Raw genomic sequence first — 24,610 nt, 5'->3', positions numbered from 1 at the left:
CCGCCCCGCCCCACCCGCCCCACCCGCCCCGTCCCGTCCCGTCCCGTCCCGTCCCGTCCCGTCCCATCGATCATGGAGTTGTGGTGGGCGACAGCTCCACGTGTGCCCCTTATGTAGGGCACCACAACTCCATGATCGACGCGGGCCAGACCCGGTGCGTCGGCGATCTTGCGGTTTCGGTTGCCCGGATGGGTGGGATGTTCTTTATGTCGCCGCAGAAAGTGCAAGATCGCGGGACCGGTTCAGGGGGTTTGTTCGGCGATCAGCTCGTCGTCGTCCATGGCGCCGGTGGGGTGGAAGCCCAGCGTGGCGTATAGGGCGGCGGCCGCTGTGTTGTCGGGGTGGTACGAGAGGCGGACCGGGGGGTTGCCATCCCGGGTCGCCAGCCAGGGGGCCAGCGTCTGCACCGTGGCCCGGCCGACGCCCTGGCCCTGCTCTGCGGCGTCGATCAGCATCCCGCCGATCCAGTGCGAGCCGTCGTCGTCCACGCCCCACATGACGTGGCCGACGACGGTTTCGTCGGCGTACACCGCGAGCGAGTTCCACACCTCGGAGCGCATGCTGAGCAGCAGATAACGCGCGCCCAACGCGGCCACGAACCGGCGCTGGTCGTCACGCGGGGCGACGTCGGCCACCGCCCGCCAGTTGTCGTCGTCGACCGGCCGCAGCGTCACTCGCCGCCCGACCCGGTCACCGTGTCCACCATCGATCATCGGGGCAGCCTAGGGGCGGCCAGGCCCGCGCCGCGACCAGGTTTCACCCCGGGGGGAAGGACCCGGCCCGGTCAGTCGAGCAGGGCGTCCAGGCCGACGGTGAGGCCGGGGCGGTTGCGCACCGCGCGGACGGCCAGCAGCACGCCCGGCATGAACGACACCCTGTCGTACGAGTCGTGCCGGATGGTCAGCGTCTCGCCGGTGCCGCCGAACAGCACCTCCTGGTGGGCGACCAGGCCGGTGGCGCGCACCGCGTGGACGCGTACCCCCTCGATGTCGGCGCCGCGCGCACCCGGCACCTCGTCCTTGGTGGCGTCCGGCACCGGGCCGAGGCCGGCTTCGGCGCGGGCCTGGGCGATCTGCCGGGCGGTGTGGGTGGCGGTGCCGCTCGGGGCGTCCAGCTTGCGCGGGTGGTGCTGCTCGATGATCTCGACGGACTCGAAGTGTCGGGCGGCGCGCGCGGCGAACTGCATCATCAGCACCGCGCCGATGCCGAAGTTCGGGGCGATGACCACGCCCACCTCGGGCCTGTCGGCCAGCCAGCCGCGCACCTGCTCCAGCCGCTGCTCGGTGAAGCCGGTCGTGCCGACCACCGCGCTGATGCCCTGCTCGATGCACCACCGGAGGTTGTCCATGACGACGTCCGGCGTGGTGAAGTCGACGACCACCTCGGCGGTGGAGACGGCGGAGCGGCTGTCGCCCTGGTCGATCGCCGCGGCGAGGGCGAGATCGTCGGCGGCGTCGACCGCCTTGCAGACCTCGACGCCCATCCGGCCACGCGCACCAAAAACGCCGACCCGCAGCTGCTGGGCCGGTGCCTTTCCCTGCTCGTCAGTCACGGGGCACAACCTATCCCAATCGGGACGGGCCCTTCCGGCCGGATGCGGTGTGCTCCACCGGCCGGGACACCCGGGCGGCAGACCTCAGACCGCGAAGTCGCCGGCGCCGAACGGGCCCACCACGGCCAGCGACATCGGCCGGCTGAGCAGCTCGGCGGCGAGGACGTTCACGTCCTCCACGGTGACCTCGTCGACCCGGCGGAGCAGCTCGTCGACAGGCATCAGGTCGCCGTAGAGCAGCTCACCCTTGGCCAGCCGGCTCATCCGGGAACCGGTGTCCTCCAGGCCGAGGACGAAGGAGCCCTTGCTCATCCCCTTGCCCCGGGCCACCTCGGCCTCGGTCAACCCGTCGGCGGCCACCCGGGCCAGCTCGGCACGGGTCAGGGCGAGCACCTCGTCCACCTTGCCCGGCGCGCAGCCGGCGTAGACGGCGAAGAGGCCGGTGTCGGCGTACTGGCTGGCGTAGGAGTAGACCGAGTACGCCAGGCCGCGCTGCTCGCGGATCTCCTGGAACAGGCGGCTGGACATGCCGCCGCCCAGCACGTTGTTGAGCACCCCGAGGGCGAACCGGCGATCGTCGAGCCGGTCGATGCCGGGGCAGCCGAGGATGACGTGCGCCTGCTCGGTCTCCTTCGGCTCCACCAGCGTGGTCGCCGGCTTGGTGCGTACCGCCGGGGTCGCCGCGCGGTGCGGCGCCGGGCTGGCCGGGTCGCTGTCCAGCGGGGTGCCGCGCACTGCCTGGCGGACCAGCTTGACCACCGCAGCGTGGTCGAGGTTGCCGGCGGCGGCGATGACGATCTGCGGCGCGGTGTAGCGACCCCGGTAGAAGCTCTGGATCTGCCGGCGGGTCATCGGCGTGACGGTCTCGGCCGTGCCGGAGATCAGCCGGCCCAGCGGGTGATCGCCGTAGACGGCCTGGACGAAGAGGTCGTGCACCTCGTCACCCGGCTCGTCGTCGTGCATGGCGATCTCTTCCAGGATCACGCCACGCTCGGTCTCGACGTCGGCCGGCTCCAACAGCGAGTCGGCGACCAGGTCGCACATCACGTCGATCGCCAGCGGCAGGTCCTCGTCCAGCACGCGGGCGTAGTAGCAGGTGTATTCCTTCGTGGTGAAGGCGTTGGTCTCACCACCCACCGCCTCGATCTGCGAGGAGATCTCCAGTGCGGTGCGCTTGTGGGTGCCCTTGAAGAGCAGGTGCTCGAGGAAGTGCGCGGCACCGGCCTGCGGGCCGGTCTCGTCGCGCGAGCCGACCGCCACCCAGATGCCGAACGAGACGCTGCGCATCGCCGGAATCGCCTCGGTGAGGACGCGCAGGCCGCTGGGCAGCACGGTACGACGTACCGTGCCGCCCAGCGGGTCGTCGCTGAGCGTCCGGGTCACCGCGCGGGCGGTGCCGCCGGAGCGGCCCGCCCCGGTGTCCCGAGACGCAGCCACCCCCCGTCGATCCGGTGGAAACGGCGCGCTGATGGCCCGACTCACGTCTTGCTCCCGGTTCGACGAGGGGTGGGTGATGCGTTGTACGACGGTCAGCTGTGCCGGGTCCGACGGCGCGGACGCTCGCCGCCCTCGCCACCCTCGCCGCCGCCGTTGCCGCCCTCGCCGCCGCGCTCCGGGCCACGCCCGCCACGGTCGCCGCCACGCTCACGGTCGCCGCGGTCACGCGGAGCCCGGTCGCCGCGGTCACGGCCAGCCGGCCGGTCGCCAGCGGCGGCCTCACCGGCGGCCGGAGCCTCGGTGCCCTCCGGGCGGACCTTGTCGAGGTAGATCTTGCCGCGGGCGTCGATGTCCGCGATCTCGACCTCGACCCGGTCACCGACGTTGAGGAAGTCCTCGACGCGCTCGACCCGCTTGCCGTCGCCCACCTTGGAGATGTGCAGCAGGCCGTCACGGCCCGGCAGGAGCGAGATGAACGCACCGAACGCGGCGGTCTTGACCACAGTGCCGAGGAACCGCTCGCCCTGCTTCGGCAGCGTCGGGTTGGCGATGCCGTTGATCCGGTCGACGGCCGCCTGGGCCGACGGGCCGTTGGTGGCGCCGACGTAGATCGTGCCGTCGTCCTCGATGGAGATCTCGGCGCCGGTCTCGTCCTGGATCGCGTTGATGGTCTGCCCCTTCGGGCCGATCACCATGCCGATCTTGTCGACCGGGATCTTGACGGTGGTGACCCGCGGCGCGTAGTCGGACATCTCGGCCGGAGCCTCGATCGCCGCCTTCATCACGCCGAGGATGACCTGCCGGGCCTCGTTCGCCTGCTGCAACGCGGCGGCCAGCACGTCCGACGGGATGCCGTTGAGCTTGGTGTCGAGCTGGAGCGCGGTGACGAACTCCGGGGTGCCGGCGACCTTGAAGTCCATGTCACCGAACGCGTCCTCGGCACCGAGGATGTCGGTCAGCGTCACGTACTGGGTCTTGCCGTCCACCTCGTCGGAGATGAGCCCCATCGCGATGCCGGCGACCGGCGCCTTCAGCGGGACACCCGCGGAGAGCAGGCCCAGCGTCGACGCGCAGACCGAACCCATCGAGGTGGAGCCGTTGGAGCCGAGCGCCTCCGACACCTGCCGGATGGCGTACGGGAACTCCTCGCGCGACGGCAGCACCGGGATCAGCGCACGCTCGGCGAGCGCGCCGTGGCCGATCTCGCGACGCTTCGGCGAGCCGACCCGGCCGGTCTCACCGGTCGAGTACGGCGGGAAGTTGTAGTTGTGCATGTAGCGCTTGCGGTTCTCGGGGGACAGCGTGTCCACCATCTGCTCCATGCGGAGCATGTTCAGCGTGGTGACGCCCAGGATCTGGGTCTCGCCCCGCTCGAACAGCGCCGAACCGTGCACCCGGGGCAGCACGCCGACCTCGGCGGTCAGCGACCGGATGTCACGCGGGCCACGCCCGTCCATGCGGACCTGCTCGCGCAGCACGCGGTTGCGCACCTCGGACTTGGTCAGCGACCGGAAGGCAGCGCTGAGCTCCTTCTCCCGACCCTCGAACCGGGCGCCCAACTCCTCGGCGACCCGGGCCTTGACCCGGTCCAGGGCCTCCTCGCGGTCGGCCTTGCCGGCGATGGTGATCGCCTCGGCCACCTCGCCACGGGCCAGCTCGGAGACGGCGTCGTACACGTCGTCCTGGTAGTCCAGGAAGACCGGGAACTCGGTGACCGGCTTGGCGGCGACCTCGGCCAGCTCGCTCTGCGCGCGGCACAGCTCACGGATCGCCGGCTTGGCGGCCTCCAGGCCGCTGGCGACGACCTCCTCGGTCGGGGCGGTGGCACCGGCCGAGATGAGGGCGACGGCGTTCGGGGTGGCCTCGGCCTCGACCATCATGATCGCGACGTCGCCGTCTTCGAGCGTGCGGCCGGCCACGACCATGTCGAAGGTGGCGCGAGCCAGCTCCTCCAGGGTCGGGAAGGCGACCCACTGGCCGTCGATGTGGGCGACGCGGGTCGCACCGATCGGGCCGGAGAACGGCAGGCCGGAGAGCTTGGTCGACATCGAGGCGGCGTTGATCGCCACGACGTCGTACGGGTGCTGCGGGTCGAGCGCGAGGATGGTCTCGACGACCTGGACCTCGTTGCGCAGGCCCTTGACGAACGACGGGCGCAGCGGCCGGTCGATCAGCCGGCAGGTGAGGATCGCGTCCTCGCTGGGCCGACCCTCACGGCGGAAGAACGAGCCGGGGATGCGGCCCGCGGCGTACATCCGCTCCTCGACGTCGACGGTCAGCGGGAAGAAGTCGAACTGCTCCTTCGGGTGCTTACCGGCGGTCGTGGCGGAGAGAACCACCGTCTCGCCCAGCTGGGCGATGACGGAACCGGCGGCCTGGCGAGCCAGCCGACCGGTGGAGAAGGTGATCTCGCGGGTGCCGAAGGACCCGTTGTCGATCACGGCGGTGCGGGATTCGGTGCCGAGTTTGGTCTCGGTCATGTGCTGTCGTGCTCCTTCGCGTCGTGGGCCCACGACATCGGGGAGCTGCTCAGCCGGCCGGTCTTCGATCGAAGCGCCCGGGTGGCCGGCATGATGCCGGGGTTCCCGGGGGCCACTACCGGAGACCGGTACGCTGACCGGCTCCCTCTCGGGTGGTCGCGCGGCCCGTGTTTCCTCAGGTGGGACGCGGTACGGGGGAGCGGCCGTCCGGCCACTCCCCCGTCACGTCACCGGCGCAGACCGAGCCGCTCGATGAGCGACCGGTAGCGGGCAATGTCCTTCTTCTGGACGTAGTTGAGCAACCGACGGCGCCGGCCGACCAGCAGCAGCAGCCCACGGCGGCTGTGGTGGTCGTGCTTGTGCACCTTCAGGTGCTCGGTCAGCTCGGCGATCCGCTTGGTGAGGACCGCTACCTGGACCTCCGGCGAACCGGTGTCGCCCTCGGCGGTCGCGTACTCCGCGCGGATGCTGGCCTTGGCTTCCTGATCGAGCGCCATGTTCTCCCTGTTTCGATGGGTTGATCAAGTGGGTGTCCGTCGTCCCGGTGGACCGGGAACGGACCGGTTCCTCGCACCCGCGGCGTCGAGCAGGCACGCGAGGCCCCACGCCGGTCACCCGACGTCCCGGCAAGACTACCAGCACTCGCCGGTAACACCCGGCGAAGGGCCTCGGTGGCGGCCCGTCACCCCACCACGATCAGGCCAGTACGCGCCGGGTGCGCTCGACGTCCTGATTCATCTGGGCGATCAACGGCTCGATCGAGTCGTACCGGATCTGACCACGCAGGTGCGCCACGAAGTCCAAGGCCAGCCGCTCGCCGTACAGGTCGCCGGAGAAGTCCAGCGCGTACGCCTCCACCCGCCGTTCCCGGCCGGAGAAGGTCGGGTTGGTACCCACGGAGACCGCCGCCAGCAGCGGCTCGTGCTGGCCCCGGCGGATCAGCCGGGCCGCGTACACGCCGTCGGCGGGCACCGCCGCGTACCGGTGGCAGAGCAGGTTGGCAGTGGGGAAGCCCAGCTCCCGGCCCCGCTGGTCGCCACGGACCACGACGCCCTCCACCCGGTGCGGGCGGCCCAGCGCGGCAGCCGCCGCCCCCACGTCGCCCGCGTCGACGCAGGACCTGATGTACGTGGAGGAGAAGACGGTGCCGGCCTCGGCGACCAGCGGGGCGCCCTCCACGCCGAAGCCGAACGTCTGACCCAGCCGTTCCAGCAACGCCACGTCGCCGGCAGCCCGGTGCCCGAAGCGGAAGTTGCCGCCGACCACCACCAACGCCGCGTGCAGGTGCTCGACCAGGACGTCGTGCACGAACTGTTCGGCCGGCACCCGGGAGAACTCCGGGGTGAACGGCACCACGCAGAGCACGTCGACGCCGAGCGCCTCGATCAGCTCAGCCTTGCGGGCCGGCTCGGTGAGCACCGCCGGGTGCGAACCGGGGCGGACCACCTCGGCCGGGTGCGGGTCGAAGGTGACCACCACCGACTGCACGCCCAACTCGCGGGCCCGGGCCACTGCGTGCCCGATCGTCGCCTGGTGCCCCTTGTGCACGCCGTCGAAGACGCCGATGGTGACCACCGAGCGTCCCCACCCGCCGGGCGCCGCGTCGTAGCCCCGCCACCGCTGCATGCCGTTCCTCTCTGCTGTCCCGCCGGCCGGCGGGTCGACACCGCCGGCTGCGGGCCGACGGACCTGCGTCCCGCGGTCAGGCCGGGGCGAGCACGATCTCCGCGCGGGCCCGTCCGTCCCGCTCGCTGACGATAGCGATCAGGCCGCCGGCCGGCCCGAAGACGGCGTACGGCCCGGTGAGGCCGGCCGGGTCCAGCGGCCCCCCGTGGGCGAGCACCCGGGCCTCGTCGGGTGTCGCCTCCCGGCGCGCGAAGAACCGGTCGGCAGCCGCGTCCAGCGGCAGGTTCACCACGTCCGGCGCGCGCTGCTCCAACTCGTCGAGGGTCGCCGCCTCGGCGAGGGTGAAGCCACCCACAGCGGTGCGCCGCAGCGCCGTGAGGTGCCCGCCGACGCCGAGCGCCAGGCCGGCGTCCCGGGCGATGGCCCGGATGTACGTACCGGAGGAGCAGGTCACGTCCACGTCCACGTCCACCACGTCCGGCTCGGTACGGCGGATCGCCAGCACCTCCAACCGGGAGATGGTGACCCGCCGGGCCGGCAGCTCGACGCTCTCCCCGTCGCGGACCCGCTTGTACGCCCGCTGCCCGTCGATCTTGATGGCGCTGACCGCGCTCGGCACCTGGTCGACCTCGCCGCTCAGCCCGGCCAGCGCCGCCCGGATCGCCTCGTCCGTCACCTGCCCGGCGGGCACTGTGGCGGTCACGTCGCCCTCGGCGTCGTCGGTGACGGTGGTCTGGCCGAGCCGGATGGTGCCGGCGTAGCTCTTGCCGGCACCGATCACGTACGTCAGCAGCCGGGTGGCCCGGCCGACACCGATCACCAGCACGCCTGTCGCCATCGGGTCGAGGGTGCCGCCGTGCCCGACCCGTCGCGTCTTCGCCAGTCGGCGGATGCGTGCCACCACGTCGTGCGACGTCATGCCGCCGGGCTTGTCGACCACGATCAGACCATCGGTGCTCACGTCGGCCAAGCCTGCCAGATGGGCCGTACTCCGTAGTGCGTGGGCACGCCCGGCGTGACCCCAGCCTCCGCGCCGACCACCACGCGCTGCTGATGGCGAGCCGGTCAGCGGACCGCGCCGGTCACCGCCCAACGGCCGTTGCGCAGTCGCAGCAGCAGGGCGACCAGCCGGATCACCACGAACACTGTGAGCCCGGCCCAGATCCCGCCCAGCCCGAGGTTGAGCGCGTACGCCAGCCAGATGGCCGGCAGGAAACCGCCGAGCGCCGCCACGATGGTGAGGTTGCGCAGGTAACGCACGTCGCCGGCGCCGATCAGCACGCCGTCGAGGGCGAACACCACCCCGGCCAGCGGCAGCATGACGACGAACCACGGCCAGGCCACCATGGCCTGCTCGCGTACCCCCTGATCGGAGCTGAACCACGACGGCACGACGCCGGCGCCGGCGGCGACGAGCAGCGCGAAGGCCACGCCGCAGACGCCGCCGAGCAGGCCGATCCGGCGGGCGAGCGCCCGCGCCCCCGCGTCGTCGCCGGCCCCGAGCGCGGCGCCGACCAGGGACTGCGCGGCGATGGCGAGGGCGTCGAGCACCAGCGCGGTGAAGAACCAGAGTTGCAGGGCGATCTGGTGGGCGCCGACGGCGGCGGCGCCGAAACGGGCGGCGACGGCGGTCGCGGACAGGAAACTGGCCTGGAACGCCAGCCCACGGATCAGCAGGTCCCGACTGAGCACGAGTTGCTGGCGGATCACGCGGGGTTGGGGTCGCAGTGACACGCGCTCGCCGACCAGGGCGGCGGCGAAGAGCACCCCGCAGAGCGTCTGCGCGACGACGTTCGCCACCGCCGAGCCGACCAGACCCAGCCCGCCGGGGTAGACCAGCAGCGGGCAGAGCAGCGCGGAGAGCAGGTTGGGGCCGAGCACGAAGAACAACGGGCGGCGAGTGTCCTGCACACCGCGCAGCCAGCCGTTGCCGGCGGCGGCCAGCAGCAGGCCAGGAGCGCCGAGGGCCGCGATCCGCAGCCACTGCGCGGCGGCGTCGGCCACCTCGCCACCACCCCCGGCGAGGGTACGCGCGAGCGCGCCGCCGCCGACCTGCATGCCGATCGCGATCAGCAGACCGACACCGAACGCCAACCAGGACGACTGGACGCCCTCCGCGACTGCGGCAGCGCGGTCACCGGCGCCGAAGCGGCGGGCCGCGCGGCCGGTGGTGCCGTAGGCGACCACGGTGCCCACCCAGGCGGTGAGCGTCATGACCGTGCCGCCGACGGCGAGCGCGGCGAGCGGCACCCGGCCGAGGTGACCGACCACCGCGGTGTCGACAAGCACGTAGAGCGGCTCGGCGGCGAGCACTACGAGGGCCGGCAGGGCGAGCGCGGCGATCCGCCGGGGCGAGGCGGGTCGGTGGGCGGTGGCGGCGTGGTTCATCGCCGCCGATCCTGGCACGGCTGCGGTAAGGATCGCAATCCAGGCGACTGCTTACGTCGCCAGCGAGCGCGGGCTCGGTCGCGGCCCGCGCGGTCCCTAACTCACTGGCGGGTGTCCATCGACGTCTGCAGCGCGCGGCGGGCCTGCTCGCGGGCGTCGTCGGTGGTGGTCTCGGGCTTGGGCTTGTTCGGCATGGTGGCGCTCCTCTTCCCAGGGCGTGAGCCGCCGACACGCGGCGGCCCTCACGGGCGGTCGTGCTGAGCGCCCCACGGCGGTCCGGGGTTACCGGAGCAGCCGACTGGGCAGCGTGAGCCCGGGTCGATCCGACCCTGGAGGGAGGCGGTACGGGGTGTGGCACCACCGCCCATGACCTGCACCGCCAGGCGGTACCGGCCTTCTCCCAAGTTATCGTTCAGGTCCACATACTGCTCACGGTTCCCGCCATCTGGACAGTCGACAACCCGGCTCAGCGAGCCAGGAAGTGCCAGCCCAACCACCACCAGAACCCGAACAGACCGATCCGGCCCACCGGCACCGAACCGACCTCGTAGCGCATCACGTAGGCGCAGACCTCGCCCAGCGTGGGGATCCGCGACCCCTCCCGCCGGGCCATCCACTCGACCACAGCGAAGAGGACCAGCGCGGTGAGGAAGCCGCCGATCGCGAGCGCTCGCATCATCGCCGCACCAGCCCCCAGAAGGCGGCCAACCAGGCGAACCAGACCGCCGACCGGGTCAGGTGATCCTCCAGGAGAGGGTCGGCCAACCGGGAGAAGGTGGGGAAGTCATCGCCGGCGGCCAGCACGAAGGTCGCGCCCTCGAAGACCCCGAAGACCACCACCGGCACCGCCCACCAGGCCGCACCCGCGCCCAGCCGGCGCGGCGCCGGCCGACGGGGCACCCGGTTGCTCAGACCGAGCCAGATCAGCACCCCGCCGGTGCCGACGGTGAACAGATTCGCCTCAGTGGAGAAGGACGCGAACCGGCCACCGACGAGCGACAGGCAGACGAGGACGGGAACGGAGACGGCGGGCCGGTCCCAGGCGCGGGGGGCCTCCACGGTGAGGTCGTGCGGCTGCTCCATCCCGCAATTCTTCCCGGTCTCACGGAGCGCGGGAAGACCGACACTCCCCGGAGCTGACCCTGATCTTCGGGACCGCCCGATCGATGGCCGCCGATCAGGGCCGGCGTCAGCCGATCAGCGCCGCGTCCAGCTGACCGCGAATCGACTCGACCACCTGCTCGACGGTGCCCCGACCGGTGAACCCGGCCGCGAACGTGTGCCCACCACCGCCCAGCGCGACAGCCACCCGACTGACGTCCACCGCGCCCTTGCTGCGCATCGACACCGCCCACTCGGCCGGTTTGGTCTGCTTCACCACACAGCTCACATCCGCCTCGGCCGTGCAGCGCACCGAGTCGATCAGCGCCTCCAGCACGTACGGCCGCTGGTCGTGCCGGGCCAGGTCGTCCAGCGTGGCGAAGGTCCAGACCAGCCCCCGACCCCCGGCCGCGGCCGGCTCCAGCCGAGCCCGGCCGAGCACCTCACCGAAGAGGCGGACCGCGCCGAACGGCCGGGTGTCGAAGACCCGCCGGGAGATGTCACCCGGCGAGATGCCGGTCGCCAGCAACCGGGCGGCCATCTGATGCACCGCCGGAGTGGTCGCCTCGAACCGGAACGAGCCGGTGTCAGTGGTCAGCGCCACGTAGAGGCACTCGGCGATGGCCTCATCCACCACCACCCCGAGCCGGGCCAGCAACTGTTCGGCCACGACCGACGTGGCCGCCGCCCCCGGGTCGACCAGGTTGACAGTGCCGAAACCGGGGTTGGAGGCGTGGTGGTCCAACACCAGCGCCGCACCCGCCGACGACAACCGCCCGGCCAGCTCGCCGAGGCGCGACTCGCTGGCCGCGTCGAAGCAGATCACCAGATCGGGCGCCGGGTCGGCGGCCTCCGCCGGGACCAGCAGGTCCAGCCCCGGCAGCCCACGGAACGGCTCCGGCACCTCCGGCGGCCCGGGAAAGGTCGCCTGCAGCTCGCGTACGCCGAACTGCCGCAGGCCCAGACCGAAGCCGAGCATGCTGCCCAGCGCGTCGCCGTCCGGGTTGATGTGGCAGATCAGCAGAACCCGGCCGCTCGGCGGGAGAGCCCGCACCAACGCCTCGGCCGCAGCCCAGTCCGCCTCGGCGGGACCGAGCCCGGCAGCCCCGGCGAGCGGGGCGCTGGCGGTGCTGGTCACCGCGTTTCCCCACCCCGCGGGGTCTCCTTGACGTCGGAGGCCTCGTCGGCCTCGTCCGTCTCGTCGGCCTCATCGGTCTCGTCGTCCACCCGGTACGGCTGGGCCTCGCCCGCGTACTTCGCCTGGGCGGCGAGCCGCTGCACCTCGGCGTCGGCGTTCCGGGCGGCCGCGAGCAGGTCGTCGATGTGCTTGACCTGGTCCTGCACGTCGTCGAGGACGAACGTGAGGGTCGGCGAGTGGCGCAGCCCGAGCGCCTTGCCGACAGTGCTGCGCAGCAAACCCTTGGCGCTCTCCAGAGCCGCCGCGGTGTCCGCCTGGGCCACCGAGTCACCGAGCACCGTGTAGAACACCGTCGCGTCGCGCAGGTCAGCGGTAATCCGGGCATCGGTGATGGTGATCATCCCGAGCCGCGGGTCCTTGATCTGGCTCCGCACCACCGACGCGACCAGCTCACGCACCCGTTCCGCGTGCCGGCGTACCTTGGCCGGATCAGACATCTCGCCACCTCCACGGCGTCCTGCTCCCGGTCGAGCCGGCGGCCCGGAGGCCGCCGGCCGACCGGCCAACATCTCGAACATTACCTTCGGGGCCGCTCCGGTCGCCCGGCACAGCCGGCACCATGGTCAGTCGTCGTCCACGCCGTAGAGCCGGCGTCGGACCGACAGCAACTCGACCTCGGGGCGATTGGCCACCAGGCGCTCACAGGAGTCGAGCACCTCGCGGACGTGCGCCGTCTCGGCGGCCACCACGGCCACCGCCAGCTGCGCTCGACCATGCAGGTCGAGCGCACCCACCTCGGCGGCCGACACCTCGAAGCGGCGCAGCGCCGCCACGATCGGCCGTACATATGATCTCTTGGCTTTGAGCGACCTGGAGTCGCCCGGCAGCAGCAGGTCGAAGACCGCGGTTCCGGTGAACATCGCCCCGGACGATACCGCCAACCCGCCCCGCATGATCAAGGGGTTTACGCCGAGTGGCGTAAACCCCTTGATCAGCGTGTCACTGCCGGATCAGGCGCGAACCTTCTCCCGCATCTCGAAGGTCTCGATGACGTCGCCGACCTGGACGTTGTTGTAACCACCCAGGGTCAGACCGCACTCGAAGCCCTCGCGGACCTCGGTGGCGTCGTCCTTGAACCGCTTGAGCGAGGTGATCGTGAGGTTGTCCGCCACGACCGTCCCGTCCCGAAGCAGGCGAGCCTTCGCGTTGCGCCGGATGACGCCCGACCGGACGATGCAACCGGAGATGTTGCCGATCTTGGACGAGCGGAAGACGTCGCGGATCTCCGCGCTGCCCAGCTCGGCCTCCTCGTACTCCGGCTTGAGCAGGCCCTTGAGCGCTGCCTCGATCTCCTCGATGGCCTGGTAGATGACGGTGTAGTACCGGATCTCCACACCCTCGCGGTCGGCCATCTCACGGACCTTGTTCGAGGCCCGCACGTTGAAGCCGATGATCGTGACCGGCTCCGACGAGGCACTCGCGAGCATGACGTTGCTCTCGGTGATCGCGCCGACGCCCCGGTCGAGGACCTTGAGCTGGACCTCCTCGGGGATGTCGAGGTTGAACAGCGCGTCCTCCAGGGCCTCCACCGAACCGGAGACATCGCCCTTGAGGATGAGGTTGAGCGAGGTCTTCTCGCCCTCCTTGAGCTGCTCCATGAGCGTCTCGAGGGTGGCCCGACCACGGGAGTTGGCGAATGCCGCCGCCCGCCGCCGTGCCTGTCGCTGCTCGGCGATCTGCCGCACCGTGCGGTCGTCCGCCGCGGCGAGGAACGTGTCACCCGCACCGGGCGGCGCGGTCAGACCCAGAACCATGACCGGACGCGCCGGACCAGCCTCGGAGAGCTGGTTGCCGTTCTCGTCGAGCATGGCCCGGACCCGGCCGTGCGCCCCACCGGCGACGATCGAGTCGCCCGCCCGCAGGGTGCCCTTCTGCACCAGCACCGTCGCCACCGCACCGCGGCCCTTGTCCAGGTGCGCCTCGATGGCCACACCCTGCGCCGGCCCGTCGATCGGAGCGGTCAGCTCCAGCGACGCGTCGGCGGTCAGCAGGACAGCCTCGAGCAACTCCTCGATGCCGATGCCGGGCTTGGCTGCCACGTTGACGAACATGGTCTCGCCGCCGTACTCCTCGGCGACCAGGCCGTACTCGGTCAGCTGCTGGCGGACCTTGTCCGGGTTGGCCTCCGGCTTGTCGACCTTGTTGACCGCGACCACGATCGGCACGTCGGCCGCCTTGGCGTGGTTCAACGCCTCGATGGTCTGCGGCATCACGCCGTCGTCGGCCGCGACGACCAGGATCACGATGTCAGTCACCTGGGCACCACGAGCACGCATGGCGGTGAACGCCTCGTGACCCGGGGTGTCGATGAAGGTCACCGCGCGGTCCACACCATCGTGCGGAACGTGCACCTGGTACGCACCGATGTGCTGGGTGATGCCACCCGCCTCACCAGCGACGACGTTCGCCTTACGGATGGCGTCGAGCAGCTTGGTCTTACCGTGGTCGACGTGACCCATGACGGTCACGACCGGCGCACGGCTGACCAGACGCTCCTCGGCCACCTCCGCGTCGAGGTCGATGTTGAACTGCGCAAGCAGCTCGCGGTCCTCGTCCTCCGGGCTGACGATCTGGATGTCGAAGCCCAGGTGCTCACCCAGCAGCTGCAGGGTGTCGTCAGAACAGGACTGGGTCGCGGTGACCATCTCGCCCAGGTTGAACATCTCCTGGACCAGCGAACCCGGGTTGGCGTTGATCTTGTCGGCGAAGTCCGACAGCGAGGCGCCACGGGAGAGCCGGACGACCTGACCCTGACCCCGGGGAGCACCCGAGCTCATGGTCGGAGCCGACAGGTTGTCGAACTCCTGTCTGCGCTGCTTCTTGGACTTGCGACCGCGCGTCGGCCGGCCACCCGGACGCCCGAAGGCACCCGCGGCACCGCCGCCACGGCCACGACCACCGGCACCCGGACGACCGCCACCGCCGGACGGAGCACCCGGACGGAAACCGCCACCGGGAGCACCGCCACCGCCGCCGGGACCGCCACGGTAGCCACCGCCACCGCCGGCACCCGCGCCGCCACCGGGGCCGCCGCGGTAACCGCCACCGCCACCGGCGCCACCGCCGGGACCGCCACGGAAACCGCCGCCACCGCCACCGGGGCGACCAGCGCCACCACCGGGACGACCAGCGCCACCGGGACCGGGGCGACCGGCAGCCGGACGCTGGCTCGGCATGGACGCCGGGCTGGGCCGCGGCGGCATGGAGTTCGGGCTCGGCCGCGGCGGCATGCCCGCCGGGCTGTTCGGACGAGGGCCACCCGCACCGGCGGCCGGGGGCCGCTGCTGCTGGCCACCCTGGATGCCGAACGGGTTGTTACCGGCACCGCGCGCCGGCGGACGACCGCCCGGCCGGGCACCCGGACCGGGAGCCGGCGTGCTCGGACGAGCTGCCGGCGAACCGGGACGGGGCGGCATCGCCGCAGGACCCGGCCGAGGGCCGGGGCGGTTGCCACCGTCTGCCGGAGGCTCCCGGCGAACGGGGTTGTCCCGCTGCTGCTGGCGGGCGGCCTGCGCGGCCTTGACCGCGGCCTCCTGCTCAGCCTTCAGCGCGGCGGCACGCGCCTCCGCGGCCGCCACCTCGATGTCGTGGGCACTCGCCGGCTTGGCGACCGGGGTCGCCGTCTGCGGCGCACCGGGAACCGGACCCTTGGGCTTCGGACCGGGTGCCGGCGCGGCCGGCCGCCGAGGCGGCATCGGCTTGGCCGAGACCCGGGGCGCGCCCGGGGTCGGGGTTGGCGTCGGGGTCGGGTTTGAAGCCGGCGTCGACGCGGGCGCCGACGGGGCGGCCGGAGCCGGGGCTCCGGCGGACGCGACGAATGCGTTCCGCAGCCGACGGGCGACGGGCGCCTCGACGGTGCTGGACGCGGACTTCACGAACTCGCCCATTTCCTTCAGCTTGGCGAGAACGGTCTTACTCTCGACCCCGAGCTCTTTTGCAAGCTCGTGTACGCGGGCCTTGCCTGCCACTGCACTCCTCACTCCGAGGTCGTGCGGGCAGCACCCGCAGCGACCTCACTCGTGCACTTGAAGCCTGGTCATTTCAGGGACTTCATCGTGTGCTCATGTCGGTCGTCCTACCCTGCTAGCGACCCTCGCCCGGTCGGGCTGACCGGACGTAGTGGTTGGCGCATCGACGTGCTCCGCCAGCACACCGTGGTCGAGGACCTCGGTGCTGCGCAGCGCACGCCCGAAGGCGCGGCGCCGCACCGCCAGCGCGAAGCAGGCCGGATCCGGGTGCATGTTCGCTCCCCGACCCGGCAGCCTGCGGAGCGGATCAGGCCGGAGGCTGTGACCAGCCTCGTCCCTGACCGCGACGATCCGCAGCAATTCGCTGGCCGGCGCACGTTGCCGGCAACCCACACAGGTGCGCTCCGGCTGCGCGCGTCGTACCACTGGAGGAAGTCTACCCCTAGCTGCCCGAGATCGCGCCGCCCGGCTCCCGCACGTGATCAGTTCCCCCACGCGCTGCCGGCGCCGTCTGCTCCGCATCGGACCGAATGTCGATTCGCCAACCGGTCAATCGGGCCGCGAGTCGGGCATTCTGCCCCTCCCGACCGATCGCGAGCGAGAGCTGAAAGTCGGGAACGGTCACCCGGGCGGCTCGACCGGCCAGGTCGACAACCTCGACCCGCAGCGCCTTGGCCGGCGACAGAGCGTTACCGACGAAGGTGGCCGGGTCGTCCGACCAGTCGATGATGTCGATCTTCTCACCGTGCAGCTCGCTCATCACGGCACGCACCCGCTGACCCATCGGGCCGATGCAGGCGCCCTTGGCGTTCACCCCGGGGGTGGTGGAGCGGACGGCGATCTTCGTGCGATGGCCCGCCTCACGGGCGATCGCACCGATCTCCACGGTGCCGTCGGCGATCTCCGGCACCTCCAGCGCGAACAGCTTCTTGACCAGAGCCGGGTGCGACCGGGACAGGGTGATCTGCGGCCCGCGCATGCCCTTGGCCACGTGCACCACGACGCAGCGGACCCGCTCGCCGTGCGCGTACCGCTCACCGGGCACCTGCTCGGACTGCGGCAGCACGCCCTCCAGCTTGCCCAGGTCGACGCTGACGATGCCCTTCTCGGTACGCGTCTCGTGCGCCTGCACCACGCCGGTGACCAGGTCACCCTCGCGGCCGACGTACTCACCGAAGTGCACCTCGTCGGTGGCCTCCCGCAACCGCTGGAGGATCACCTGCTTGGCGGTCATGGCGGCGATCCGGCCGAAGTCGTGCGGGGTGTCGTCCCACTCCCGCACCAGGCTGCCGTCGGCGTCCATCTCCTGCGCGTACACCAGGGCGGCGCCCGACTTGCGGTCGATCTCCACCCGGGCGTGGGGTTCGGCACCGTCGGTGTGCCGGTAGGCGGTCAGCAACGCGGTCTCGATCGCCGCGAGAATCGTGTCGAACGGGATCTCCCGCTCGCGCTCGAGTGCGCGCAGCGCCGCGAGGTCGATGTTCACCTCTCCTCGTCCTCCACATCATCTTCGTCGTCGATGTCGTCTGAATCGTCGATCTCGTCGGAATCATCCGCGTCGTCGAACTCGTCGTCCGGCTCACCGAGCTCGGCGAGCCGGGTGAACTCGACCTGCACGCGGCCGGGGCCCAGCTGGGCGTACGCCCAGGCGGCGCGGCCGTCGTCGGTCTCCAGGTGCACGCCCTCGTCGTCGGCCGCGACCACCCGGCCGGTCAGCTGACGGTCACCGGCGGGCTGCTCGCCACGCTGGCCGGGCAGCGCGGCCGCGCCCCTGACGGTGACCTTGACCAGCCGGCCCACGTTGCGCCGCCAGTGGCGGGGAAGGGTGAGCGGCCGGTCGACGCCGGGCGAGCTGACCTCCAGTTGGTACTCGCCGGCGACGATGTCGCCACCGGTCTCCTCCGCGGCGTCCAGCGCGGCCGAGACCGCGCGGGAGACGTCCGCGACGGCGTCCAGGTCGATCCCGCCGTCGGTGTCCACCATCACCCGCACCACGTGCCGGCGGCCGGCCCGGGAAACCGACAGGTCCTCCAGGTCGTAGCCGGCGCCGTTGACCACCGGCTCGATCACGGCCCGCAGTCGGTCCCGCCGCGCGGCGAGGTCACCACCGCGGGGACCCGCGGCACCGCGGGGTCGACCCGTCGGCCTGGTGGCACGGCCACGCTGCGTCATCTCCGCACCCTCTCCCTGGTCGACGGGGACCGTTCGTCCCGCCATGCCGGCACGCCACCGGAGTGGACACGCCGGTGGTTGCGCAGAGCGTAACGCGCCTGCCCGGCGGCGGACCGGGCGGCGCACCGACGCCGGTGGCCCCCGGAGCGGCGCGCATGGTGTTGACTTGGCCGGTGGGGATCGGCAGAACGACGCAGCGCGACCAAGCATCCGGACATTCCCGGCGAAAGCTCCTGAGTGCCGGGGCGCTGCTGGTGCTCGGCGGCGCCGTGACGCCGCTGACCGGCTGTGATCTTTTCGACCGCGACGATCAACCAGCCCCACCGCCCGACCCACTGCGGCCGATGGTGGACGAGTCGCTCGCGCTGGCCGCCGCGTACCGGGCGAGCGCCACCGCGCACCCCGAACTCGCCGACCGGCTCAACCCGATCGCCGAGACACACACCGCGCACGCCACCGAGCTGGCCCGGGTGATCGGCGTGACAGTGCCGTCGGGGGCCTCCGCCGCGCCGACCGCCGCCCCGGCGGCCGATCCGAACGGCGCGCGTGCCGCCCTGCGGGCACTGGAGAAGACCGCCCAGAAGTCCGCCACCGCCGCCTGCGCCGCAGCGCCCGCGGAGCGGGCCGCACTGCTCGGGTCGATCGTCGCCGCCCGGGCCACCCATCAGGAGGCACTGAAGTGAGGCAGCCGTCCGCCGGGGAGGCGCTCGCCTCCGCCCTCTCCGCCGAGTACGCGGCCATCTACGCCTACGGACGGATCGGTGTCCGGCTCAGCGGAGCGGCCCGGGACGCGGCACGCCAGGCGGAGGCCGCACACCGACGCCGGCGCGACGCGCTGGTGGTGCAGCTCACCACGGCCGGCGGGGTGGTCCCGGCGGACCGCGCGGGGTACGCGCTGCCGTTCCCGGTCATCGACCGGGCGAGCGCCCTGCGGCTCGCCGCCGAGGTGGAGGAGCGCACGGCCGCGCACTGGCGGGCGGCCCTGGCGTCCACCACGGGCGCCGACCGGGACCAGGCGCTGGCCGCCCTGGTCGAGTACGCCGTGCGGGCCACCCGATGGCGGAAGACCGCCGGCCTGACCCCGCTGACTGTCCCGTTTCCCGGTCGGCCGGCCTGAACCGATCCGCCCCGGTTGCGGTACGCATACCAGGTATGCATACTCCGTTGCCATGTCCATCCGTCACGGGTTGCTCGCCCTGCTCGAACGCGGTCAGATGTACGGCTACCAGCTGCGCGCCGCGTTCGAGGAGTCGACCGGCTCGACCTGGCCGCTGAACATCGGGCAGGTCTACACCACGCTGTCCCGACTGGAACGTGACGGGCTGGTGCGCCCGCTGCCGGAGAGCGAGGCCGGGCAGCGCCCGTACGAGATCACCGACGCCGGCCGGGCGGACCTGGCGCTGTGGTTCGCCACCCCGATCAGCCGTACCGACCGGCCCCGCGACGAGCTGGCGATCAAGCTGGCGCTGGCGCTGACCACCCCGGGGGTCGACGTCCGGTCGGTGGTGCAGGCCCAACGCAGCGCGACGATGCGGGCCCTGCAGGAGCTGACCCGGTTGAAGTACGGCAGCAACCGGCCGGAGGACCTCCCCTGGCGTCTCGTGCTGGACTCGATGGTGTTCCAGGCCGAGGCCGAGGTGCGGTGGCTGGACCACTGCGAGACCAGTCTGGTCCGGCACCAGCCCAGCGGCCCGGCACCTCCCCCTCCCCGGCCCGGTGACGACGTGCGGGACGCGGCTCGATGGGCCGGCGAGGAGGCGCGACGGTGAGCGGGCCGGACGACGCGGTGCTGGAGCTACGCGCCGTCCACCGCACCCACGGCGCCGGGCCGGCGGCGGTGCACGCGCTGCGCGGCGTCAGCCTGGTCGTCCGGCCCGGCGAGCTGGTCGCCGTGATGGGGCCCTCCGGCTCCGGCAAGTCGACCCTGCTGGCTCTCGCCGGTGGGTTGGACCGCCCGACCGGCGGCGAGGTCCGGGTCGAGGGGCAACCACTGGGGGCACTGGACCGGCGTGGGCTGGCCCAGCTGCGTCGCCGCCGGATCGGCTACATCTTCCAGCAACTCAACCTGCTGGGCAGTCTCAGCGCACTGGAGAACGTGGCGCTCCCGTTGGAACTCGACGGCACCAGTGGACGTCGGGCCCGCGCACTGGCCATGGCCGCGCTCACCGAGGTGGGTCTGCCCGCGTTGGGCGACCGCTTCCCGGACCAACTCTCCGGCGGGCAGCAGCAGCGGGTGGCGATCGCGCGGGCGCTGGTGGGCGAACGCCGGCTGGTCCTCGCAGACGAGCCCACCGGGGCGTTGGACTCCCAGACCGGTGAGGCGGTGCTGCACCTGCTGCGCCGCCGGATCGACGCGGGTGCCGCCGGAGTGCTGGTCACCCACGAGGCGCGGCACGCCGGCTGGGCCGACCGGGTGGTGTTTCTCCGCGACGGCGTCCTGGTCGACACGACGGCGCCGCTGGGCAGCGTCGAGCAACTGCTGTCCGGCAGCGAACGGTGACCATCCGCCGCCCGACGCGGGCCCCCGGTCGGGCCGACACCGCGTCGCCGCGGCTGGTCACACCGCCCGCCCCGGTCGGCCGACGGCGGTTCGCCGAGCTGACCGGCTCCTGGCGGGCGGCGCTACGGATCGCCCGGCGGGAGTCACGCCGGTCGCGACGGCGCACCGCCCTGGTGCTCGCGATGATCGCCATGCCGGTCGCGGCGCTGGCCTTCCTGGCGGCGAGCTACGACATGGCCGAGCTGACCCCGGAGGAACGCGTCGACCGCCGGCTCGGGGTGGCCGACGCGCAGTTGCAGTGGATCGCCAACGCCCCGGTGGGGCAGGACGAGTGGGGTGAGGGCTGGTACACCCGCGACGGCAAACTCCCCGCGAAGGTCACCGCGGCACAGCTGACCGCACTGCTCGGGCCGGGCAGCCGGGTCACCGAGGTGCGTCAGCGCGTTCCGCTGACACTGCGCGGCCCACACCGCGACGAGGTCGTGAACGGTCGCGTGCTGGACCTCACCGATCCGCTGGCCCGCGGGCTGGTGCGGTTCCGGGCCGGCCGGGCACCGCAGCAGCCCGGTGAGGTCGCCGTCAGTCCGGTGGCGCTGCGCCGCCTCGACCTGCGCCTCGGCCGCGCCGTGGCCGCCGCCGACGGGAGCAGGGCGTACACAGTGGTGGGGGTGGTCGAGTTTCCCGACGACCTCGGACCGGTCGTGGCGCTGCATCCGGGTGCCGTGCCGTCGACCGGTCCGGGGCCGGACCCGGACGGTGTCTGGCTGGCGGACGTGCCGGGCACCGTCGACGCTGCGCTGGTGTCCCGGCTCAACGACCGTGGGGTGGTGGTCACCGCGCGACACGGGATCGGCCCGGCGACCGGAGCGGACCGGACGTGGCTCGGTTCGATCGTGGGAGACAACCCCAACGACCTGGGCACCGGCGTCCTGATCGCCGGCCTCGGGCTGCTGGAGGTCGTCCTGCTGGTCGGGCCGGCCTTCGCCGTCGGCGTCCGTCGCCGCCGACGGGATCTGGCGCTGGTCGCGGTGGCGGGAGGGGACGCCGCCCAGCTCCGCCGGGTCGTACTGGCCGACGGTGTGGTGCTGGGGGTGCTGGGGGCCGCCGCCGGCCTGCTGGTCGGCGTCGGCGCGGCGTTCGCCGGTCGCCCGCTGATGGAGCAGTACGTCTTCAGCGCCCGCTTCGGCGGCTACCGCTGCTGGCCGAGCGCGCTGGTCCTGCTCGGTGGCGTCGCGGTGCTGGCCGGGGTGCTCGCCGCGCTGGCACCGGCCTGGACCGCCGCCCGGCAGGACGTCACCGCCGGGCTCGCCGGGCGACGCACCCCGGCGAAATCCCAGGGCCGGTGGTTGGCCCTCGGACTGGCGCTGGTGGCCGGCGGGGCGGGGCTGGCGGCGTTCGGGGCCACCCAGACCTCCCCGGCGGTGATCCTCACCGGGCTGATCCTCGGCGAGTTGGGCCTTGTCTGCTGCACACCCACGCTGCTCGGGGCGCTCGCCCGCCTCGGCCGGGTGTTGCCGCTGGCACCACGGATCGCACTGCGCGATGCCAGCCGCAACCGGGCCGCCGCGGCACCGGCCATCTGCGCCGTGATGGCCGCCGTCGCCAGCAGTGTCGCTCTCGGCGGATACCTGGCCAGTGACGGCGCCCGCGACGCGCGCGCCTACCGGCCGGCGCTGCCGACCGGCCACGTGCTGGTCTACCCGATCGGAACGACCGGGCAGCCCACGCTGGCCCAGATCACCGACGCGGCCCGCAATCAGCTCGGAGTCGGCGCGGTCGCCCCGGTGCAGACACCGAACTGCGGGACGGCGCGCACCGGCTACTGCGACATCGCGCCAGTGCTCCCGCTGACCCGGGCCTGCCCCTGGCAGCCCGGTGTTCAACTCCCGGAGGCGCAGCGCCAGCAGGCCCGCGCGGATCCCCGCTGCCAGATCCGCGAGATCGACCACCTGGGCGGCTACGTGGAGACCGGAGTCGACGACGGGACGGCGCTCCCCCTGCTCACCGGCGTGGACCCGGCCGCGGCCGCCGCCGCCGCGGCGGTGCTGCGGGCCGGCGGCGTGGTGGTGACCGACCCGCGCTACCTGCACGACGGCCTGGTGACCGTCCGGGTCCGCGAGGTGGAGGCCGCCCCGGACCGGGAGACGAGCACCGTCCGGGACCTTCCGGGGTACGCGCTGCCTGGGGCGACCGGCCAGTCGCGCCTGCTGCTGTCCACCACCGCGGCCCGACAACTCGACCTGAACTGGTCCCCGACCGGCTGGGTGATCGGCACCACGACCCCGCCCGACGAGGAGCAACAGGCACGGTTCGCCGCCGCCCTGCGGCCCTTCGGCACGCTCTCGCTGAGCGTGGAGAACGGCGGCCCGCCACGCGACGTCTCACCGCTGCTCCTGCTGCTCGCGGCGGCGGCCGGGCTGATCACGGTGGGGGCGGCCGGGGTCGCCACCGCGCTCGCCGCCGCCGAGGGGCGTGCCGAGCTGACCACCCTCGCGGCCGTCGGCGCGGCCCCCGCGGTACGCCGGCTGCTGGCGATCTGCCAGGCCGGGGTCATCGCCGGTCTCGGTTCGGTGCTCGGCATCGTGGCCGGTCTCGGCACCGCCGCGATCGTGCTGGTCTCGGTGAACCGGCAGTACGCCAGTGACTGGCCGGTGTCCGACCCGTACCCCTTCCTGGTGCCGTGGCCCGCGCTCGGGGTCCTGGTGCTGGTGCCGGTGGTGGCGATGCTCGGGGCGGGCCTGTTCACCCGGGCCCGACTGCCCATCGAACGGCGGCTGGACTGACCGATCCGCCGGACGATCGAAAGGGGACCGCGCGGGGGTGCCGCCGAGGCTGGGCAGCCGGCAGACTGATCCGCGTGTCAGTGCTCAGGAATGTCGTCCGTCGAGTCGGTCATCATCGCTGGTTCGGCGCCACCGCGCGCCTGCTGGTTCCGGCCGATCGGATGGTTGGTCGACTCACCCGGGGCCGGGTGGTCGCGCTCGGCCTGCTCCCCTCCCTGCTGATCACCACAACGGGCCGCCGCTCCGGCAAGCCCCGCAGCAATCCGCTGCTCTACGTGCCCGACGGCGACGCGTACGTGGTGATCGGCTCCAACTGGGGGCAGACCCACCACCCCGCCTGGGCGATGAACCTGCTCGCCGAGCCCACCGCCGAGGTGGACGTGAAGGGCCAGCGGGTCGCGGTGCGGGCCGAGCGGGCCTCCGGCGCCGAACGGGACCGGTTGTGGCAGCTGCTGGTCACCGCCTGGCCCGCGTACCACACGTACGTGCAGCGGGCCGGTGGCCGGGAGATCCACATCTTCCGGCTGGCCCCGACCGGGCGCGGCGCGCCCGAAGCTCCGCCGTCGGCTGGCTAGGCTGACGCTCGGTAGCCAAGGCGAGGTGGTCCCGTGAGCGCGAGGAGTGAGCCGGGGTTGCGAGCCCCGCAGCCGCGAACAAAGGCGGTCCCGTGAGCGCGAGGAGTGAGCCGGCCGGTGTCGACCGGGGCCTCGACGATCGACGGTGGACGGTCGCCGAGCGGGTGGCCGAGGCGGTCCGGCGGCGGTTCCCGGCCGATGCGCTCGCGATCGCGGTGCACGGGCCCCTGGCGCACGGTGACGACGACGGCGGCGGGGACCGCGAGGCGGGAATGCTGGTGGTCACCTATCGGCCCGGGACCGGGCCGCCGCCGGCGACCCGGCGGGTGGACGGGGTGCTCGTCGATCTGACCGTGGCCGCCGCCGAGGACTACCTGGCCCAGGCCCGGGTGCTCTCCCCGCTCTGGCCGTTGACCGCCGACAGGTACGTCACCACACAGCCGCTGCACGATCCGACGGGCTGGTTGCGGACGTTGCGCGACGAGCATCTGGGCCGGCTGGCCCGGGCCCGGCCGGCGGAGTTCAGCACCGCGGCCCGGCAGGCGTGGTACCGGGGCAGCGCGGCGCACTCCCGGGCGGCCCGGCTCGCCGAGTGGTACGAGACCGATCAGGCTCTGCTGATGCTCGGTGAGGCCCGGCTGGCTGCGGCCACTGTGACCGGCCTGCTGAGTCGCACCTACTTCCGTGACCCGGGGGACGCGGTGCGGCGCACCGGGTTGGCCGGGGCGGACATGACCGAGGTGGGTGTGGTGCTGGCCCGGCAGGCCGAGGAGTTGGCGGCCCGTGGTCGTGCGGTCGACGGCACTGTGGACGAACTGCTCAGCGCCTGA

24 protein-coding genes are annotated in these 24,610 nt (G+C 72.8%); 7 read left to right on the top strand and 17 right to left on the bottom strand.

All coding sequences use genetic code 11. From position 1 onward, the window contains the following. Window positions 1-242: 242 nt before the first annotated feature. The 17 genes from IW249_RS16660 to rimP all read right to left on the bottom strand — a co-directional run bounded on the left by IW249_RS16660 (window position 243) and on the right by rimP (window position 17,922). The gene (locus IW249_RS16660) at window positions 243-713 is read right to left on the bottom strand and encodes a GNAT family N-acetyltransferase (RefSeq protein ID WP_196921599.1); all 471 of its coding nucleotides are present in this window, start codon (window positions 711-713) and stop codon (window positions 243-245) included. A 71-nt stretch (window positions 714-784) separates the two neighbouring features. Next, window positions 785-1,552: a 4-hydroxy-tetrahydrodipicolinate reductase gene (dapB, locus tag IW249_RS16655; RefSeq protein ID WP_196921598.1), complete on the bottom strand. Its 768-nt coding sequence runs from the start codon at window positions 1,550-1,552 to the stop codon at window positions 785-787. 84 nt (window positions 1,553-1,636) lie between these two features. Next, on the bottom strand, window positions 1,637-3,034 hold the full coding sequence (locus IW249_RS16650) for a M16 family metallopeptidase (RefSeq protein ID WP_196921597.1): 1,398 nt from the start codon (window positions 3,032-3,034) through the stop codon (window positions 1,637-1,639). A 47-nt stretch (window positions 3,035-3,081) separates the two neighbouring features. Next, complete coding sequence (locus IW249_RS16645) at window positions 3,082-5,469, bottom strand: polyribonucleotide nucleotidyltransferase (protein WP_196921596.1); 2,388 nt, start codon at window positions 5,467-5,469, stop codon at window positions 3,082-3,084. Between the two features lie 227 nt (window positions 5,470-5,696). Further along, complete coding sequence (gene rpsO / locus IW249_RS16640) at window positions 5,697-5,966, bottom strand: 30S ribosomal protein S15 (protein WP_030337594.1); 270 nt, start codon at window positions 5,964-5,966, stop codon at window positions 5,697-5,699. Between the two features lie 199 nt (window positions 5,967-6,165). Further along, entirely contained in the window at window positions 6,166-7,095 is a 930-nt protein-coding gene (locus tag IW249_RS16635; RefSeq protein ID WP_196921595.1) for a bifunctional riboflavin kinase/FAD synthetase, read from the bottom strand. Window positions 7,096-7,171: 76 nt separating this feature from the next. Continuing rightward, window positions 7,172-8,056, bottom strand: coding sequence for a tRNA pseudouridine(55) synthase TruB (gene truB / locus IW249_RS16630; protein WP_196921594.1), 885 nt, complete (start codon window positions 8,054-8,056; stop codon window positions 7,172-7,174). Between the two features lie 104 nt (window positions 8,057-8,160). Further along, a complete protein-coding gene (locus IW249_RS16625) occupies window positions 8,161-9,483 on the bottom strand; it encodes an MATE family efflux transporter (protein WP_196921593.1) in 1,323 nt (440 codons plus the stop codon). Window positions 9,484-9,949: 466 nt separating this feature from the next. Continuing rightward, complete coding sequence (locus IW249_RS16620; protein ID WP_030489477.1) at window positions 9,950-10,159, bottom strand: DUF6186 family protein; 210 nt, start codon at window positions 10,157-10,159, stop codon at window positions 9,950-9,952. Then, window positions 10,159-10,566 carry a hypothetical protein gene (locus IW249_RS16615; RefSeq protein ID WP_196921592.1) on the bottom strand — a complete coding sequence of 136 codons (408 nt, stop codon included), beginning with the start codon at window positions 10,564-10,566 and terminating at the stop codon, window positions 10,159-10,161. The genes IW249_RS16620 and IW249_RS16615 overlap by 1 nt, the downstream gene beginning before the upstream one ends. Window positions 10,567-10,672: 106 nt before the next feature. Then, complete coding sequence (locus IW249_RS16610; protein WP_196921591.1) at window positions 10,673-11,722, bottom strand: DHH family phosphoesterase; 1,050 nt, start codon at window positions 11,720-11,722, stop codon at window positions 10,673-10,675. After that, window positions 11,719-12,219, bottom strand: coding sequence for a 30S ribosome-binding factor RbfA (gene rbfA / locus IW249_RS16605; protein WP_196921590.1), 501 nt, complete (start codon window positions 12,217-12,219; stop codon window positions 11,719-11,721). Before rbfA ends, IW249_RS16610 begins: the two co-directional genes overlap by 4 nt. Before the next feature lie 126 nt (window positions 12,220-12,345). Next, window positions 12,346-12,642, bottom strand: a complete 297-nt coding sequence (locus IW249_RS16600) for a DUF503 domain-containing protein (protein ID WP_091400377.1) — start codon at window positions 12,640-12,642, stop codon at window positions 12,346-12,348. A gap of 90 nt (window positions 12,643-12,732) precedes the next feature. Beyond that, entirely contained in the window at window positions 12,733-15,750 is a 3,018-nt protein-coding gene (gene infB, locus IW249_RS16595; RefSeq protein WP_196921589.1) for a translation initiation factor IF-2, read from the bottom strand. 93 nt (window positions 15,751-15,843) lie between these two features. After that, window positions 15,844-16,176, bottom strand: coding sequence for a YlxR family protein (locus IW249_RS16590; protein WP_081884157.1), 333 nt, complete (start codon window positions 16,174-16,176; stop codon window positions 15,844-15,846). 16 nt (window positions 16,177-16,192) lie between these two features. Next, window positions 16,193-17,236, bottom strand: a complete 1,044-nt coding sequence (gene nusA / locus IW249_RS16585; RefSeq protein ID WP_196921588.1) for a transcription termination factor NusA — start codon at window positions 17,234-17,236, stop codon at window positions 16,193-16,195. Beyond that, window positions 17,233-17,922: a ribosome maturation factor RimP gene (rimP, locus tag IW249_RS16580; RefSeq protein ID WP_196921587.1), complete on the bottom strand. Its 690-nt coding sequence runs from the start codon at window positions 17,920-17,922 to the stop codon at window positions 17,233-17,235. Before rimP ends, nusA begins: the two co-directional genes overlap by 4 nt. Window positions 17,923-18,077: 155 nt before the next feature. On the opposite strand from rimP, the gene IW249_RS16575 reads away from it, so the two are divergent. The 7 genes from IW249_RS16575 (at window position 18,078) to IW249_RS16545 (ending at window position 24,610) form a co-directional block, all read left to right on the top strand. Then, window positions 18,078-18,605, top strand: coding sequence for a hypothetical protein (locus tag IW249_RS16575; RefSeq protein ID WP_231392546.1), 528 nt, complete (start codon window positions 18,078-18,080; stop codon window positions 18,603-18,605). Next, on the top strand, window positions 18,602-19,039 hold the full coding sequence (locus IW249_RS16570) for a ferritin-like domain-containing protein (protein WP_196921585.1): 438 nt from the start codon (window positions 18,602-18,604) through the stop codon (window positions 19,037-19,039). Before IW249_RS16575 ends, IW249_RS16570 begins: the two co-directional genes overlap by 4 nt. Window positions 19,040-19,091: 52 nt before the next feature. Then, window positions 19,092-19,691, top strand: coding sequence for a PadR family transcriptional regulator (locus IW249_RS16565; RefSeq protein ID WP_196921584.1), 600 nt, complete (start codon window positions 19,092-19,094; stop codon window positions 19,689-19,691). Continuing rightward, a complete protein-coding gene (locus IW249_RS16560) occupies window positions 19,688-20,422 on the top strand; it encodes an ABC transporter ATP-binding protein (protein ID WP_307788608.1) in 735 nt (244 codons plus the stop codon). Before IW249_RS16565 ends, IW249_RS16560 begins: the two co-directional genes overlap by 4 nt. After that, window positions 20,419-23,205 (top strand): FtsX-like permease family protein, encoded by a 2,787-nt coding sequence (locus IW249_RS16555; RefSeq protein WP_307788607.1) that lies wholly within the window; start codon window positions 20,419-20,421, stop codon window positions 23,203-23,205. The genes IW249_RS16560 and IW249_RS16555 overlap by 4 nt, the downstream gene beginning before the upstream one ends. A gap of 74 nt (window positions 23,206-23,279) precedes the next feature. After that, window positions 23,280-23,780 carry a nitroreductase family deazaflavin-dependent oxidoreductase gene (locus IW249_RS16550; protein ID WP_196921582.1) on the top strand — a complete coding sequence of 167 codons (501 nt, stop codon included), beginning with the start codon at window positions 23,280-23,282 and terminating at the stop codon, window positions 23,778-23,780. 92 nt (window positions 23,781-23,872) lie between these two features. Then, window positions 23,873-24,610, top strand: a complete 738-nt coding sequence (locus IW249_RS16545; RefSeq protein WP_196921581.1) for a nucleotidyltransferase domain-containing protein — start codon at window positions 23,873-23,875, stop codon at window positions 24,608-24,610.

It is taken from the genome of Micromonospora vinacea (assembly GCF_015751785.1).
In the GTDB taxonomy this organism is placed as follows: Bacteria; Actinomycetota; Actinomycetes; order Mycobacteriales; family Micromonosporaceae; genus Micromonospora; species Micromonospora vinacea.
Note: the sequence above shows the minus strand (reverse complement) of the source record. Positions and strands in the feature narration are given on the sequence as shown.